The organism is Clostridioides sp. ES-W-0018-02 (genome assembly GCF_020658175.1).
Lineage (GTDB): Bacteria > Bacillota > Clostridia > Peptostreptococcales > Peptostreptococcaceae > Clostridioides.
Window position 1 is genome coordinate 927,492 of record NZ_JACVVY010000001.1, and the last position, 19,077, is coordinate 946,568.

13 protein-coding genes are annotated in these 19,077 nt (G+C 26.6%); all 13 read right to left on the minus strand.

Translation table 11 applies throughout. The features are described from left to right. Position 1 precedes the first annotated feature (1 nt). The gene (locus IC219_RS04195) at positions 2 to 490 is read right to left on the minus strand and encodes a hypothetical protein (RefSeq protein WP_227830669.1); all 489 of its coding nucleotides are present in this window, start codon (positions 488 to 490) and stop codon (positions 2 to 4) included. 21 nt (positions 491 to 511) lie between these two features. After that, positions 512 to 1,645, minus strand: coding sequence for a hypothetical protein (locus IC219_RS04200; RefSeq protein ID WP_227830670.1), 1,134 nt, complete (start codon positions 1,643 to 1,645; stop codon positions 512 to 514). Further along, on the minus strand, positions 1,626 to 2,243 hold the full coding sequence (locus IC219_RS04205) for a hypothetical protein (protein ID WP_227824084.1): 618 nt from the start codon (positions 2,241 to 2,243) through the stop codon (positions 1,626 to 1,628). Before IC219_RS04205 ends, IC219_RS04200 begins: the two co-directional genes overlap by 20 nt. Positions 2,244 to 2,389: 146 nt before the next feature. After that, the gene (locus tag IC219_RS04210) at positions 2,390 to 3,082 is read right to left on the minus strand and encodes a hypothetical protein (RefSeq protein ID WP_227830671.1); all 693 of its coding nucleotides are present in this window, start codon (positions 3,080 to 3,082) and stop codon (positions 2,390 to 2,392) included. Between the two features lie 49 nt (positions 3,083 to 3,131). Then, positions 3,132 to 5,438: a phage tail protein gene (locus IC219_RS04215; RefSeq protein WP_227830672.1), complete on the minus strand. Its 2,307-nt coding sequence runs from the start codon at positions 5,436 to 5,438 to the stop codon at positions 3,132 to 3,134. Between the two features lie 72 nt (positions 5,439 to 5,510). Next, positions 5,511 to 6,116, minus strand: coding sequence for a hypothetical protein (locus tag IC219_RS04220; protein ID WP_227824087.1), 606 nt, complete (start codon positions 6,114 to 6,116; stop codon positions 5,511 to 5,513). 4 nt (positions 6,117 to 6,120) lie between these two features. After that, positions 6,121 to 7,632, minus strand: a complete 1,512-nt coding sequence (locus tag IC219_RS04225; protein WP_227830673.1) for a hypothetical protein — start codon at positions 7,630 to 7,632, stop codon at positions 6,121 to 6,123. A gap of 207 nt (positions 7,633 to 7,839) precedes the next feature. Beyond that, positions 7,840 to 9,336, minus strand: coding sequence for a hypothetical protein (locus IC219_RS04230; RefSeq protein ID WP_227830674.1), 1,497 nt, complete (start codon positions 9,334 to 9,336; stop codon positions 7,840 to 7,842). Next, positions 9,336 to 11,348, minus strand: a complete 2,013-nt coding sequence (locus IC219_RS04235; RefSeq protein WP_227830675.1) for a discoidin domain-containing protein — start codon at positions 11,346 to 11,348, stop codon at positions 9,336 to 9,338. Before IC219_RS04235 ends, IC219_RS04230 begins: the two co-directional genes overlap by 1 nt. Before the next feature lies 1 nt (position 11,349). Continuing rightward, positions 11,350 to 13,176, minus strand: coding sequence for a hypothetical protein (locus tag IC219_RS04240; RefSeq protein WP_227830676.1), 1,827 nt, complete (start codon positions 13,174 to 13,176; stop codon positions 11,350 to 11,352). Continuing rightward, on the minus strand, positions 13,169 to 15,415 hold the full coding sequence (locus tag IC219_RS04245; RefSeq protein ID WP_227830677.1) for a LamG domain-containing protein: 2,247 nt from the start codon (positions 15,413 to 15,415) through the stop codon (positions 13,169 to 13,171). Before IC219_RS04245 ends, IC219_RS04240 begins: the two co-directional genes overlap by 8 nt. Positions 15,416 to 15,432: 17 nt before the next feature. Beyond that, entirely contained in the window at positions 15,433 to 18,531 is a 3,099-nt protein-coding gene (locus tag IC219_RS04250) for a LamG domain-containing protein (protein ID WP_227830678.1), read from the minus strand. A gap of 14 nt (positions 18,532 to 18,545) precedes the next feature. Further along, positions 18,546 to 19,067: a hypothetical protein gene (locus tag IC219_RS04255; protein WP_227830679.1), complete on the minus strand. Its 522-nt coding sequence runs from the start codon at positions 19,065 to 19,067 to the stop codon at positions 18,546 to 18,548. Positions 19,068 to 19,077: the final 10 nt, after the last annotated feature.

The window sequence follows — 19,077 nt, forward strand, 5'->3', positions numbered from 1 at the left end:
ACTATATTACCTCTATTGTAAATTCTTTTGTAAATCCTGATTTTTCCATAATTACTTCAGAATATGAAGTTGGTAAACCTGCTAAGGACTTAGTAGTATCTTTCCAATTATACTCTTCTGGCCATAATGTAACTGTTTGACATATAATTTCTTCACGTTCTAAAGTGTCAATATTTTGAATAGATAATAACTGCTTATATTCAAATCTGTTAATCGTTCTAAATATAAACCTTTTATTTAAAATATCAATCATATAAATATCATAACCAGACCACTTCTTTTTCCATGCTTGTACTTGAATTGTTCCTGGTCCTCCTTCAAATAATGGAGTGTCTTCTAGCCCTAAACCTTGAAATTCTTCATTTTTATTGTCCTCACTAAAAACATCTGCATATAAATCAATTTCGTCTATATTTTTTCCATATTGAGATTCTAAGTCCAGCTTGGCCTGTTTTGCTAATAATTCTATTTCTTTTTCATCATAATTCATTTACTCACCTCCAAGTACTATTTAATTATTAGTTTCAATTACATCCTTTGCTATGAATTCGTATATATCGTATATAGGATTTCCTGTTGTATCTATTTCTTGACTTACTGATACAGGTGATACTCCTATTATTTTTCTATATTTTTCTTTTTTATCTCCATATATAAGACTTATCGAAAAATTATTTTTTCTAAGTGTATTTATATTATTAGGATTAAAGAAAGGTTGATAGTCTGAATTTTCTAAGTCATATTTCAGCTTATTTTCTTTGTAATTGTAATCATCTATTAAATTATCTATCAAGTTGTAATCACATTCTAATTCATCATAAACAAAAGAATTTATAGCTTTTAAATTACAATCTGATTTATACTGATTTTCTTCTTGCATATCTTTAATACAGATTTCTTTTTCATTATTCTTCAAAATAATGATGTTATAATTAGAATATAATTTTTTAAATATTAAATTCCAAGTCTTTTTACATAACCTTCCTGTGGGTATAATTCCACTTTCTTTTTGAAAAGCCTTAACCATATCAAATGTACATACACAATAATGACCGTATTTTAATTCACTAAAGCTTAGCTCCTTATACATATATCCCATATACACTAGAGCTGTTTGTACAGAGTGTACTCTAATATCGTATTTACTTCCAAAATCAACATAAAATAGTGACTTATCATAAAGAAATGATACATTATTGTCATCTAAATTACATTTATTTTTATATAAGAAGTTATCATCATATTTACATATATAATTATCATTTAGATTTCTTAAATCATATCCATATATCCAATCTGGTATATATATTTTTTCTTCTTTATTTAAAATAAAGTCATCACAGATACTTATATTTTGTTCTAAACAATTAGATGTATCTGAGAGAGCATTACTAACAGGAACTTTTATATATCCTAATACTATTCTATTTCCTACAGCTATATCATCAAATACTCTAGATGTATATCCATAGATAGGTTTACTTTGCTCTTTGACATAAAATTTTATTGCAGATATCTGTTTATTATGTTTTCCATTTATATAAATTAATACATCAGAACTTCCATAAAACTCTTCTTTATATGTACTATAATCTCTCTTATTTACTTCTTTTTTATTTATAGTATCAAAGTTTAAATTTGTCATATTTAACGCCTTTCAAATTACTTTTTTTAGAATATTCATATCCCTCAATAGTAAAATCATAAGAAAACACTGAATTCGAGAATACATTTGAACTACTTGTATTATTTGATACTGTTTTATCACTTGATAAACTCATAAAATCATTTAAATCTGTTGCTACAAAGTGAATTGTATTTTTTATAAAAATATCATTTATAGAAATAATCTGACTATCATTGATAATATCTATGCCATATATCATCATTTGTGTGACATATTTATATTCATTTAGAGATACTATCATTACATCAAATAGAGGCAATTCGTCTGAACTAATCTTCTTTTTATTAGATAAAGCTGAAATCTTATTTGTCAAATCACTTATTAGATTCTGATTTATTAAAGTAAATTCCATTTTTCCAGAAATCACCTTAGGTCCTCTAGTATATCCAGATACTTTTGTATTTCCTATTGATGTTACTGGCTTTTTATTTCTTTGAATTGAGTATGATATACTTGTTAAACTACCTAAAAGAATGGGCTTAGATTCTGGAAATAAAACAAATGCGAGAGAATCTGTACTTGAAAATGCTTTGTAAAAAGTATTATCTAAATCCATTTTACTTTACCTCTCTTTTGTGATTTATATTTAGAAAAACCACATGTAGCTTTTAAATACATAAAATACACCTGTAAATATTTACTACATGAGGCCTTATAATTTTTTACTTTTATCTATTTACATCTTTTATTTTATGTTTTATTTTAATTTTCTTCTTTTGAATATACACCTTGTATAAGTGGTGATATTTTTCTAGCTCTATAATTTAACTTTTTCTCTAAAACAATTGTATCAATAGAGATCTCACTAGATTCATCTATTATATCAACATCATATATCTTTTGAAATGCACATTGACCTTGCTCATTTCCAAAGGTCATTGTTATATCAAATGGTGGTAAAGAATCTAAATAAATTATTCTATTATCCCTTATTGGGCTAAAGCCATTAGGTATTTCAAAATTTTCGTCACTTACTTTAGGATTACTTTCATTATACTTAGATTTACTATCCATGTTTCTACTTAAATTTATAGCATCTTGTGCTGTTATATTCCACTTCAACATCTCTACTGCATTTATAAAGTTTTCTTCTTCTGTTATAGCTAATTTTCCTGATGTTGTAAATATTGTAGATTCTGATGATTTTAAAACGCTTTTCATAGATTTAATTAGAGAATCTTGGTCAAACATAGCAAATACTAAGGAACCTTTAATCTCTCTTTTACCTCTTGAAAAACTTCTTGCATCTGGGCTTCCTAATGTGTATACTGGTTTTTTTTCACGTTCTATACTCCACGATATTTTTTGTAATTCTCCAATAACTTGATTTGCAAAGCTTACAACCAAATCAGCACCAGAAAATGATGTTAGTGTATTTATATTCGGACTTGACATAACGATATCTCCTAACTATTAAATATAAACGAATGGTTTTCTTCCGTTTTTATTTTTTTAGACCTACTATAGTAGTTATTTTTCTAAGTTCTTGTGGTGCTACTATACCAACTTCCAACTTAGCTTGTCCTAATATTAAATCTTGTTGTGTTGCTATTAGATTGAAACTATAATCTAATATAACTCCTTGTAATAATAATGCATCTAGTCTTTTTGCAATTGTTGCACTTAGTGCATTTCTCTGTTCTATTGTATTTGCTTCCCCTATAAATGGATCTGCCACTTCCCTTATATTATCAGTTACTACTCTCATAACTTTTAATGTAGATAATTTTGAATATACACTATCTTTCTTCGCAGATGTTGGAGCATCTACTACAAAAACCTTATTTAAGCAAGTTCTACCCTTTAATTTTTTAGAGTTGAATGAAACCAATTTGTTCCCTGTTATATCATTTAATTGTGCATTTGAAAAAGAATATTTTAGTGATTTCACACCACTTAATATCTTATTTGTTGGAGATGAATGTGGTAAAATACTTGTATTGAACGCAGCATAAAGTACTGCTGGATTTCCTTCTCTAAGCGAACTTACCTTATGTTCCACTATAGGTGTAGGACCTGCGACTACTGATATAAACTTTCCAAGGTCTATAGAGTTTCCCTGACCATCAGTAATTATAGTACCTTTATCATCCTTCATTAAAAATTCATTACTGTATTGTGTTAAATATTTAGAGTGTGATTGGACACCTGATAGAGATGTATCTTTTAATGGATTCATTGCTATTACACCATATGTAGATTTATTTCTATAGGATAACACTGCACAGAATAAAGCAAGTTCATATGCAAAATCTTGATGTCTGTCAAATAGTTTATCATCAGCATAAACACCTAAAGGAACTATCCAATCTACATTATAATTTTCAAGCAATTGATAAGCACCTTGTTTTACTATGTATCCATTTCTATCTCTTTCTCCTGATAATGCCTTAAACATATCTTCTTTATTCATATCTAAACCATTAGAACCGCCTATAAAATATGTAGCTGATTTTATTAAATCTTTTGTAAGTTCTTCTGGTGTATCCGTTTCTGCAAAATATGTTGTCTGTAAATTGTTTATTGCATCTACTAATGCTCCAAAAGTTAAGTAGTCAAGAGTTGATAATATTAAAGGTTCTTCACCAATACTCATTTTAGATTCTGGCTTAATGATTTTTACATATTTTCCTATATAATTGCCAAAAGTGTCTCTCAAATCTTCTACTTTTACTTGACCTAAATTATACATATCTCCAGCAAACTTAGATTTTAATCTTATCTTTCTTTCTATCTTCTCTTTAACTGGCATATAATAACTTACGGATACTACTTGTCCCATTTGAAAACATTCTTTTTTAAGAGTTATAGTTTTTGACTTTTTATCTATTGAAAAAGAATTTGAATCTAATACTTTACTTCCTCCAATATATAATGTAAGTGTTCCATCTACTGGAGTATTACTTAAAAGTAGCTTTTGATTTGATGTGGCAGTCATAAAAATATTTCCATCTACTTGAGTTTCTATTTCTTCTCCTACAACTTCTACCCTATAACTTACAACTACTCTTTCTCCTTCATCTAAAGATGGTATTGTTATGACATTATCATTCATTTCAATATACTCATCTATAGATTTCCCATCATAAGTAACTACTATAGCAGCGCCATTTGGAATATTAGATAAAAAAATCTTTTTATCACGATTCAAAGTTAAATATTCTGGTTTCTGTTCAACCCAATATCTATAATTATAAGCTATTGAAACAGGTACACCTGCATCACAAGCATTTTTTTCTATTGATATGCTTTTAAGAAATTCATTATATACAAATCCAGAGAGTAGTTCTTTTCCTTTTACATAAACTCTAATTGAACTTGCAATAATCCCTTTTCCACTTAGTTTTATATCAGTTTTCTCACATCCTTGAGTAACTGATAAGTCCTCATCTATCTTTTTATTTTTTTCAACAACTTGAGATGGTGCACTTATATTTGACGTTGCGCATGTACCAGAGATTCTCATTACTCTTATATCTTGACATCCAGCATCTCTAGCTTGCTTATATGATTGAACTAATGTTGAACCATTTGGAATTCCATTTAAATTAGTGTCTGAACCAAATAGTAATTCTATAGAAGAATCATCTATCGCTACAGGCTCCATTACTGGGCCATCAACTGCTGTCCCAAGTAACAACATACTATCAGTGTTATATTCATCCAAACCAAATCTAAGTGCAGAACCACCATCTTTAAATTCGACTAACATTCCTGGAAGATTAGGATACATATTTCCTAAGTTTGCCATAAAGGTTTTTCCCCCTTTAAATTTTGTAGATATTATAGACTTTATACCAAGTGGAATTTATACTATTCTTGGCTAAATTCTATCCTTTACAGAAAATTTCATTTCTATATTTTTAAGTTTATTTACATTTAAAGTTTTTACTTTTTCTAATCGTATAAAATATTCAGATGTTTTAACTGAAGTATTTTCATCAAAACTTATGTTATCTTCAGTTGAGATTTCTTTTAAAAAGAAAATATCCCCAAGACCTTTTTTCTTTAGAAATCCTGTGTAAGATGTTATTATGTCCTCAAAAGCTTCCATAAGTCTTCTACATTCTTTTTGTGTTTTAGCTATAAATCTAAATTCTAGTATGCAATCAAAACTTTGTCTATACACTTTAATTACTTTACCTGTTTTTTCTTTATTTTCATCTAATTCATCAATTATATCAGTCAACATTGGCTTATAACTTTTCCCTTTAGATATTTCTCTTAATTTTACACAGTAATTTATTTGTGGCAGTATAATTTTATCTGTCTCATCTTTTTTTATTGTTTCAAAGGAAATTACTCCCCAATTATCTTCTAATTCTGTTTTTAAAATATATTCTAGTATTTCTTCTATCTTTTCAAAGTTGTTAATGTATTCTTTAGTTATAAATATATTTTTATTATTTTGAATAGATTCTGTATTCACTTTTTCACCTACCTATACTCAAACCACTATATGTTTTAACATACTCTAGCATATATACTGTCTTTAAACTTAAGTCTAAAAATAATTCTCCTGATTTACGTTTAGATAGTTCATTTATTATATATTCACTTATAAGTTCTCTCTCCCTTAATTCATCTAACAATTGTGTTAAGTTTTCTTTTAAATATCCAGATGATAACAAAGCATCTATATTTTCACCTATATATGAATATAACATCTTTTTTATGTAACACATGGTCAACTGAATCATTCTTACATTACATAAATACTTATATTCTGTATGCTCACTCATTGTAATTCCATTTGATACTACTACCCTTCTATGTAACTGACTAAATCTAAATGATACATATCCAAGTTCATTCATTTTTTCTATTGTTGAAGTATCAAAGGTATTAAATAGTGAAAATGATTCTGGAACTTCCTTATTTGTAGTATTTGCTATAATATCTAAACTTGCTACAAGGGGAGCATATACTATACTTGCATTTACAATGTTAGTACCATATGTGGTATATACATCTCCAGCTACTACACTTACCAATTGTTCATAATTTTTATCAAATTTTGATACTTCATTTACTTTTTTAAAATATTCCAGTATAGCAATATATTTTTTCTCATCTATCCAAATCTCATTAGTTAGATTAAGTCCAATAACACCATGAGTTATGATACCTGTTTTCATTTGAACTTTACAAAAATTAAGCAATTGTTCATAAAAAGTCAAGTATCGTTCTCCATCTTTAATAGTTAAATAGTCTCTTGTTAGGTCATAATATTTATCTATTTTTTCTCTGTCATCTGTAAATGTATCATCATAATATACTCCTAAAGGCATAATAATATCTACATCAAGTCCTTCTAAAATAGTATATGTACTATCTAAATTATTGTACATTATATTTTTGTTGCAATCTAATCCATTATATCCTCCACTAAGTTTATATGTACTTTGATTTACTTCAATTATAGAATCCTTTGTTTCTATATAAGAATCACAATAAATACTACAAATTATCATCCCTTTTAGCTTTTGAGAATCTTTATTTATAGCTTCTGATAAATCATACAAAGTAGGATAATTTTTATATGGATATTTTAATACATAATCCCCTAAATTTTTTGGATAGACTACCCGTAAGTCATCTTGATTTATCATTATTTCAATATCATTATATATTTCATTTGCATACTTTGATTTAATGTGTATACTGTTTTTTATTATTTCTCCATTAGCACATTTTACATCCAGATAAATTTCTGCATGTGCTCCTGTAACTTTACATAGATAAACTTTACAGTCTAATTTGGATTCTTTTATAATTTTATATGCTTCAACTAAAGAACCTTTTTTCCCAAAGTTTGAATTCATGTGAGAAATTGAATTTATTTTTATTGGAGTGTTTACTGGTCCAAATTCTGAAGTTCCCAATAGATAGATATTTTTGCCATAGAATTCTTGTTCATTAAGCAAATTTTTTGATATGTTCATGATTATTTCTTTCCTTCTAATCATCTTTATTTTTTATAATTCTTCAAGATTAATTAAATACACTATATATCTTGACATTATTTAATATACTACCACTTATATTTATTTTGTAGATTTTAATTTATATTTTATTTGCAAATCACGATAATTATTTTTTACTTTAGATTTCCTTTTTTATACTTCATTCGCTTTAGTATTAATTATTTTTTATATAAATGATAATCCATAAGATATTAAATCAGAATTTTTATCTAATAAAAATTTTAATTTCGTATTTTTATTTACACTGACATAATCTTCAAGGTTTGCTTCAATGTAATTATTATTATTTAAGTATAATACAATACAATTATCCTTTATATTAGCGCAGACAATCATTCTATCTTTATTATGTTTGTTTTCAATGATAGTAGAGGTTATTGAATTGTTAAAAATAAGCAGCTTATCTTCGATAGGGAATGTATTTATTTCTATAGATGTTTCAAACTCATTTTCATCGGTTAAAGTAATCTTTAGTACATTTACTTTATTTAATTCAAAATCGTCTTTATTAAATGTATAATCTATATTTAAATAATTATCTACAACATTTATTAATTCAGTAGAAATAAAAGTTTTGGAATTAGTTGTATTTATTATACTAACACTTACTTTAGGAATTTTTATTGATATATCTAAATTTATATTCGCTATACTAAAACAATTATCAAAATTTCCAAATTGATTTATTTCAAATGATGGAGAAACATATAAATGTTTAATAATCAATACTGGTCTAAACCCAAAAGTTGGACCTTTATTGTTGAAAGTATTGTTTGTTGAATAGTTTGTAAGGCTAGAGTATCCTCTAGTTATTATTTTAGAATTATCAGATGCTGATATAGAACTTGTAATACTACAAATATCCCAATTCCAAATAGTTTTGTCTCCTGGTGTTATTAGTCCATTTAAGTCTGAATTTACAATATACTTATCATATTCAGATAAACCATTATTATTGGAACCTCCAGTTAAGGATTGTATTTTTAAAATATTATGCTCATAAGATTGATTTTCTAGCTCATTACCATATATGAAACCTTTTTGATTTATCTCATCAAATGATAAATCTGGAATAACTTTGTCACAGATTAATATAGACTGTCTATCAGTGTGGCTAACACAAATAAAATTTATATCTTTACCAGTATAAAAGCTTGAAAATCCATCATAGTAACTGTAATTACATGGAATATATTCTCCAACTTCTAACTTATTAATGGTTTTGTTTCGTTCTAAAGCTAAATCAAGAATATATCCATCTGAATTTATATCTATACAGTCAATAGTTGCAAGACCCTCTTTAACTGGAGATATTACAACATCATGTATAGAATCTTCTAAATTACCTACATCAATGGCAAGTATTTGACCATTTGTTTGACCATATGTATTACAAATGTATTCAACTCCATCTATTACTAATTTAGTATTATTTTGAGGTCTATTTGTATTTCTATCTGATATAAGTCTTAACTTATTTCCATAAAATTTAAATTTATAGCTACTATCAATACTTTTAAGCCAAATACTTGACCCTCCATAAAATCCATTGAAATTCTCTTTTCCCCAAAATGTTCCTTTTATTATAGCTTGTATATTTGCTTCATCATATCTTTTCCATCCTGATTCTGGTTGAAGTAATTGTTCCCCTATAACAGCCATTATTCTTCACCTCTTATAATCAACATAGGTCTAAACCCAAAAGTAGAAGATTTATGTGTTGTAATTGATATATCAAGTCTTTTGGGACTATTATCATTTACATATTGGTCATTATACCCTCTAACAACAATTCTATTTCCATCTGGAATATTTCCATATATAGATTGAATTGATAAAATTGCAATATTTTTGGTGAAAGATACAAGATATTTATAATTCCATATGTTATTATCGCCTGCATCTATCTTTCCATTTAAGTTGTTTTTCCATATATATTTATCCCAGTCATTATTAGTTGGCCAACCGCCTTGATTTTTGTTAACTAAACTTGAAGGAGAGTCTTTATATTCATATTCTTTAAACAGTTCTAATTCACCTACAGCTATATATAAATCTGCATGCTGAAAATTGAATTTATAATGTAAATATTCTACTTGTGAATTAAAATAATGATAAGAAGTAGCTTTATTTCCTGAAGGTAAATTTGATGTTTCATATATCTTTTCGAAAACTGTATTATCATTGCTTCCATATACAGTACAAGAGGATGGAGGTTGGATAGAACCAGGACAATTTCTGTTAGTTAGCCTAAATCCAGAAACTTGTATTTTATCTTTTTTTGATGACACTTTAATATATGGGTTAGGTTCAGAATTACTATGCCAACAGTCATTAGAATCTATGTTTGTTTTATTGAAATCTAAATACGCAAGAAATCCTGTACTGTATGTTGAACTTTGTTCTAAAATATATTCATCAGTCTCATTTGCATTTAAAGCTTTTTTAGGAAAAGATACTGTTATATCATTATTGTAAGCCACTCCACCATCTGGTAAACACATAGAGAATTTTTTATAAAAAAAATCTAAACATTTTATAGCTACACTTTTATCAACTGAATTTGAGTTTGTTATTTTTATCCTATAATGTGCATAAAAGTTTTCATTTTTAAATATATAATTTTTAATTTGATCATGTTTTGGAGCTGGATTTTCTTTAACTGTATGTAAAATAACCCAATTTAATTCATCATTACTAGCTTCTATAGTCCATTCAGTTGCAGATTGTGGGAATTGTTCACTATTTCCAAAATGAAATTTATAAAAATTTATTCTTTGAGGTTGAGTTTTGAAAGTAACTTGTAAAGTGTGTGGGTAGCCAACACCTTTACTATGCCATCCTAGTTTACTCCCAAAAGCTTTGTATGCATATCTCTCATTGTACACACTACTAGCTTTTAAAACATATTCATCTGTTTCATCACTTTCACAAATATTTAGAGGAAATATTTTTTCTTTATAAAACATGTCTAAATTACCATTAATCTCATTCCAAGAAATATTATTTTGTATATTTCTATCTGCTATTAATTTATTATCATCTACTTTAACAAAAAAGAATTTGCCATCTGGAGTTGAACTTGATACATCCCTTGGAATTTCCTCACAGTTACACTTTCCTAGTTCTGAAAAACCCCCTATTTTACCAGTAGTAGAAGCAGTATATCTACAAGATATTATATCTCCAATTTCCATATCTTCTATTGAAGTTCGTTGTAACAATGTCCCTTCTATAGGTGATAATATATATCCATCTTCATCTATGTCTATACAATCAAACAATAAATGAACACCTTGACTGTTTTTATTTACTGATATTTTAACATTATGTATCTTATTTTCTAGATTTAATTTTTCATAATCTACTTTAGAAGTATTTTGTATATTTTCTTTTGTACTAAATTGTTCAACTACTCCATCAATATCAATATCAACTATATCAGACCTATCAATATAATTAACACATATTATTCTTATTTTTGTACCTACAAATGCAAATTTAATACTAGTTTCATCATAAGGTATATTGTCAACATATGAACATTCACCACCATAACATGTAAGTATTCTCATTTTATTATATTTTTCAGAATATATTATATCCTTATAATTATCGTCATATCTTCTCCAACCTGCTTCTGGTTGAGGAAGTGAATCTCCAACTCTAGTCATACTATTCACCTTCTCTTTCTACTGTATCAAGCTTGGCATCTATATAATAATTAGATGTATAATTAGCTGGAAGATTTAATTCCTTATCATATTTTAGTTGAATTTTTAAATCAGATATATTTAGATTTTTATTTATTAAATCAATCTTCGGATTTATAATTTCATTTACTATTTTTACTATCTCTTCTTTGTTTACAGACTCTGAGTCTCCTTCGCTATATGGAGGTAGTGGCTTTAATTCAATATTATCAAAATTAATGGTTTCAATATCTTCACAAATTAGCTTATATGCATCTAAAATAGTATCTTTGTCCATTAATAATAACAAATTAATATTATTAGAATTTATGTTAAAAATAGAATTTATGTCAAAAACGTTGTAATTAATATTATCTATAGTATAAATTCCAATAATTGAACCTGTAGATTTTAATTTAACTTTCATATTTTTATATGTTTTATCAAATGATATATTTTCAGTCAAGATTATTTTAGAATATTGAATAAGTCCTTCATTGTGTTTAAAGACATTTATAATTTTAGGATTTGAAACATAGCCATTTTCATCTTCTATAATTATTTCTAAGAAATTTAATCCATTTGATAAGTCGACATTACTTATATCTAAATTTAAATTACCTTCACTTACACTTAATAAATCTGTATATAATATTTCTGTATTATTTTTATTTGTTACTTTTACTTTTATTTTTGTTACTTCTATTGTTTTATCTAATAATATATCTGTTAAACTTATAATCCCATCCCATTCCCCAAAAGTATAATCAATATTAAACTCTGGATATAAATATATAGTATTGATAATTAAAACTGGTCTAAACCCGCTTGTGTCACTTTTAGTAGATGTCCTTACTACATTATATGAATTTGAGCTTGTACCACCTCTAATTGTTACTTTAGTATTATCTGAATCAGAAAAAGTATCAGTTATAGATGCTAAATTATGATGCCATATATCTTTATCTCCAGCAATAATTAAGTGATTTAAAGTGCTATTTAAAATATATTTATCGTATTCTGAATGTAAGTAACTGTCATTATATGGGCTGTCTGTAATTGATTTTACAGTGCACGAGTAACCTTTATAGGGATGATTATCCAATTCTTTTCCATAAATAAAACCTTTATCATTTATTTCATCAAAACTTAAATTTGGGATTACTGTATTAGAAATTAAGACATGTTGATTAAAATTATTTTTAACACAGATAAAGTTTAATGTTTTTCCATCGCCAAAATTTGAAAATCCATCTTCATAGATGTAATCACAAGATATATATTCTCCAACTTGAATATTTTGTATTAAGTTATTTTCTTCTAGTGTATGATGCAATAGAGATTCGTTTACATCTACATCAATTGCATCTAAGGCTAAATAATTATCTCCATAAGGAGCATTCGAAGGTGGCGGTGTTCCAATTTCTATATATAGCTTAACAGTATGAACACTATCTGTTAAATCAAGCTTTTCAAAAAATAACATTTGATAAATATAATTAGGATGTATAAAATTTGGTGTACATTGACTAGTTATAAATTTTTCACCATCTATCTCTACTGTACACTTATCTGTATGAGAAGCATCAGAACCAGGAACTATTAATCTTATTTTAGTACCAGTAAATCTAAATTCTAATATCCCATTTTCACCATGTCTATAATTTGTAATACATCCTGTATTGTTATAAGCAGTTATAGTATTATTATTTATAGTCCACTTATTGACATATTTTATTCTACTGTCTGTGTTGTCATATCTTTTCCAACCTTGTTCTGGCTGTGGTAAAGTACTACCTATATTAGCCATGTTGTTCACCTACCTCTGTGATTAACATAGGTCTGAAACCAATATTTTTAGCAACAGATGAAGATAAACATATATTAAATCTTTTTGCTGACAAATCGTCAATAGCTTCAATTTTGCCACGAACTGGTATTAATACATTTCCACTTGGAGTATCCAAGTTTTCATTGTTAATATCTTTTAATCCTGTAATAACTTTCTCTTTACATAAAGAAATCATATTACGATAGTTCCATATATCATTGTCTCCCACTATTATCTTTCCTTTTAAATCACTATTTCTTATATATTTATCCCAATCATTTTCTATTGGCCAACCGCCTTGATTTTTATTAATTAAACTTGAAGATGTATTTTTATATTCATATTCCTTAAACAGTTCTAATTCACCTATAGCTACCGAAGTTCCTACACCAATAAAGCTAAATTTATAGTGTAAATATTCCACTTGTGAATCAAAATAATGATAAGAAGTTGCTCTATTAGTTGTTGGAAAACTTGATGTCTCATGTATTTTTTCAAATTCTTCATTGTCATTGCTTCCATACACAATGCAAGTAGCTGGAGGCATAATAGATGAAGGGCAATTTCTATTAGTTAATCTAAAACCACTTGAAATTATTTTTTCTTTTTTTGATGATATTGTAATATATGGGTTATTATCCATAGGACTATGCCAACAATCATCTTCATTTACAGTTGTTTTATTAAATGCTAAGTATCCAAAATATTTTGCATTTAATACTCCACTTTCTTTTATAATGTAGTTATAATCTTCATTTGACTTTAAAGCTTTCTTTGGAAAAGATATTGTTATATCGTCATTATATGCTATTCCTCCACTTGGAATAGTGTAATGATATTTATTACTATTGTCATATTCTTTTATACAATTAAAAATAGTTGCATTATTTTTAGTTGGTGATAAATCATAAAGTGTATCCCCAATTGCATTAGTAGATTTAAATAGACAAATTAGATTTTCTTCATTCCCTGTTAGATTATTTTCTATAGTTTCTGGTTCTATTGCTTTATCCCATATTGCAAACTCTGATATTTTTCCAGTTAAACGAGTACCTGACTCTACAGAAAAACCTCCTCCTGCTTCTCCACCTAATACCAAATGATTTGTACTTCCATATATGATAGTACCATTTCGTTTTTCATTCAATTTTAAAGTTATTTCATCATATATTTTAACTGATTCTCCATTATATAGTATGTAAAAAGTCTTCCATCCATTGTTAGATGAATCAATATTAAATCCAGAAATAAAATATAAAGTTGGAGAATTAGGATGATTTGTAGCAATCTCTATTCTAAAATATCTATCTTTTGGAACATAACAACATGCATAACCTCCAAGTTGTGTGCAACTAAAAAACCTATGTTCTGCTCCAACTGTCCAGTCTTCTAAATATACTCTTATTTTTATTGTTATCTCTTTAGTAGTCCTAATTTTTTCTATAGGTATACTTACATATGATGACTTACCATTAAATACTAAAGAAGTTGGAGAAAGCATTTTACAAGTTAATTTGTTTTTGTTTAATTCATTCCATGAAATAGATGCTTGAACATTTCTATCAGATATAAATTTATTATCATCAACTTTTATAAAATAAAACTTTCCATCTGGTGTATCTGATGAAGTATCTACATCTATTCCTTCACAATTACAGCTTCCAAGTTCTGAAAAATATCCTACTTTCCCAGAAATAGGAACTGTATATCTGCAAGGAATTATATCTCCTATTTTCATAGAATCTAATGTAGATTTTTTTGTTAGTTTGGTTTCAATTAAATCTATCATATATCCATCTTCATCTATATCTATACAATCAAAATCAAATCTGACACCATCATCACTTTTAATTTTTACCAAATGAATCTTCTTTTCTAAATTTATTTTATCAAAGGCAAGATATTGTCTTATAGTTTCTCCATGAATATTATAATTTTCATACTCAATATCGTCTATAATACATTTCATATTAGAAGAATGACTAGCATATCTAGTATGGAATATCCTTATTTTTGAACCATAAAAAGCAAATGTAATATAACTAGAATTTACTTCTTCTATTGTTGCATTTTCTTGTATAAACATACCTGTGTTATTATAAAGCCCTGAACTTGTATCTTTTTTCCATAATCCTATATATTTAAAATTATTATCAATGTTATCAATTCTTTGCCATCCAGCTTCTGGCTGTAACAACTGTTCACCAACTATAGCCATTTATTCACCTTCTTTTTTTACTTGACATTATCATTATTAATATCTAACTCACAATCTATTAACTGTTTTATATACTTATCATTAATAAGAGTATCAGTTAATTGATTATGTTTTAAGTTAGTATTTTTATGATATTCATCAACATCAAATTCAATATCATACACTTTATCTTCTACTGAGATAATTCTATCATTTATATATTTTATATATTTTTGTTCTTCTAGTATTTTATTGTTTAAAATATCAAAATTACTTTTTATTGCATCAAATAATTCTTCACTAAGTCCTTCACCACCAGTCACTGGAAATTTATCTATGTTATTTGGTGGAGGTAAAACTTCATTAAAGTTAATATTAGTTGTATCAATGCAATCCTTTACATAAATTTTATAAGCTTCAATTACAGCATCTGAATCCATTAAAAACATTAATCTTATGTTATTTGAATTTATTTGTGTAAAAGTATTGATATCGCAGTAGGTAAATTCATTATCATCTGTTGAGTACAAAATATTAATACTACCGTGACCCAAAAAGAAAGGTTTAAAATGAGTATATATTTTATCAAATAAAATATTATTTACCTCAAAACATTTACTTGCAAGTATTAACCTTTGATCAGCTTTATAAATTTTAAATCTTTTTATAATACGCCTAACGTTGTTAAATGTCATTAATAATTCAAATTCATTAAAGCCATCATTATAATTATCTAACAATAAATTGAAAGAAATATTATTGAAATTATCTACTATGGTTTCTTTTAATGAATCATTTATAAAAATTTCAAGCTTATTCATTACATTCGATTTATCATTTATTGATAATATTAATTGATTTTCAGATGCTTGCTTTGCCTTCAATATAGGTTCGTAACAATATAGAATATTTGTTGGTGTAAAATTTTCATTGTATATATTCATATTAGAGATTCTAAACATGCTTAATTCATTGGTAAAACGATAATTACCTCCATCACATCTTTTTGACATATATATGTTGTTACTTGCATGTTCTTGTGGTATTTCAGACAAAGTATCTGTTTTTTTAAGTATACCATTATGGTATATCTTTATATATTTATAGTCTTTAATTTCAAAAGCGAAGTGATGGTAAACACTTTTATCGAAGTTTGAATAATCTATAGAAGAATATGAATATTCACTAAGATAGAATCTTAATTTTTTAGATTCTGTATAAATTAAATATCCTTTGTTATAAGAAGAAACTCTAGTATCAAATAATATATCTTGTGTACTATTATCATTAAACTTCAAATAAAACTCTATTGAAAAGTTTCTAAAGTGAGGATTAAAATTTTGTATTTGTAAATATCCAGTTTTCATATTATAAAACTTACCAAATTTACCACCCTCAGACATTGTTACTCCATTGTTATTTATAACCTTTGGATTATAGCTACTATCAACTACATCTGTACCATTTAGAAAAAACATTGTATTTTCATCAATTCTATGCCTATAATGATCTACTTTTTCTTCTATATTTTTATTTTCATTGTATTCAACAACAAACTTTATTTCATTTTTTCCAATTATATATTTTTCATCATATATAATATCAAAAACTAGATTTTCAAAAGTATCAATATACTCTTTTTCTATTTCATTATTTACATATACTTTAACTTTATTTACAGTAGTTGTATTTATCAAAACTCTAAAATTTATATGATGTTCTGTTTGTTCTAATATCTCAATCTTACAAGGATAATCGTATGGCTCTGTTGGCACTTCAAAATTTTCTGTCCATCTTGCTACATTAGAAATTCTAAATTCATCTATTCTATGATTTGAAGTTCTAGTAGAGTCAGTTTCCCATCCGCAACCTAAGATTAAATCTTTACCTGTACCATTTATATCTACATCATTGTCAATAAGTGAAGATATAAATTTTCCATCAATATAAAGACTCAAAACACAATTTTTGTATATAATACATATATGTTGCCAAGTTTTAAACTCTATAGCTCCAGCTAAAGCAACTACTCTTTTTATTATCGCTGAACCATTAGTTAACAGAACATGCATTGAGCCGTTGCTCTCTATCCTAACAACAAATCCATTATTAACTCCACCTTGATAGTAGCCTTTACCTAGAATATCAAAAGATGTAGGAGTACTCAATGAATTCATATATAATCTAAAATCTATAGTCCATTCGTCATTTAATTTATATGAACCATCTGGAATTCTCAAACGTTGATTTATATTTGTGAAGTTAAAACATTTTCCAAAATAACCATCATCTATAACTTGAGTACCTCCAGGTGTTATGTCTATATTATTAAAACTACTGTCTGTGAAATCTTCTGCTTTTAAGTACAATAAAGTATGTTCATCTATTACTTGTATATGATCCCCTAAATTAGTTATTATACAAGTATCTGACGCTAATTCTTCTTTATCACTTAAAAGGACTTCATATATACTAATCCAAGATCCATTTGGAGAAATACTTCCTTCTAAACCTTCACTTTTGCATTCTATTTCTATTTCATTATAATTTCCATTTATTACATCTATATCAACAGTAGTTAGATTTGCTTGTTCTACAATTAAAGTTTTTTGCCCTATTATGTAACCATTATACTTTAAGATATAAGTATTCTTTGCAGTTGGGACTGCATCCACTTTCAATTGCACTCCATTTATATTTGTAATGTTTTTAAACCTTAGATTTAATTTTCCTCTATAATCAGATGCCCACCAACGTGTTTCTAGATTAGTATCTATTGCTTTGTCTGGAGTGTTATCTTGATAACTCTTATCAGCAGTAGCTACTGTCCCTAAAGGCATATAATTAGTATTATTTTTAATTAGTGTTATCTTAACTTCAATTTTTTTATATATTTTTATTTTTATAGTTTTTAGTATATCATTTATTACACTTTCATTATGCTCTTCTATATAAATTATCTTATCTTTACTACTTATTTTGTTATTGTTTATCTCATACTCTGTAGTTACTCCAATGTTATTTGCATTTAAATACTCTATTTTTATACCTGCATTACCATCAAAAATGGCTATCGCATTTGGAAATGTAATCTTATTTTCGTCTACATATTGCTCACCTAAATCTATTCCTTGCATATCATCACCTCACTTTATGTAACATTATCATTATTTATATCAATCTTACAATCAATTAGATTTTGTATGTAATCGTCATTTATCAAAGTATCAGTGAAACTATTTTTACTTAAATTAGTATTTTTATGATATTCGTCTACAATAAGCTTTGTTTTCACAAGTTCATCTTCTAAACGATTTACTTCATTCAATACACTAATCACAAATTCTTTTAGTTCTAAATTATTGTTATTTAGTATAACTACATTTTGCTCTAATACTTTTACTCTTTCAACTAATGGAGTTATATCAGATACACCACCAGAACCCCCACCAATCTCACCATTTTCTATCATTTTATTAATAATATCTATATCATTTCTGTTATTTCTTATATCATCTATATTAATACTTATATTGTTATCTATATCATCTAGTTTTTCATTCAATCCAGTAATAGCTTTTATTGGATGTTGGTCCTCTATATCAGTATTCTTTAATTGGTTATGGTCATTTAAATATTCTGTTTTTCCATATCTTTTTATTCTTACACCCATCTACCATACC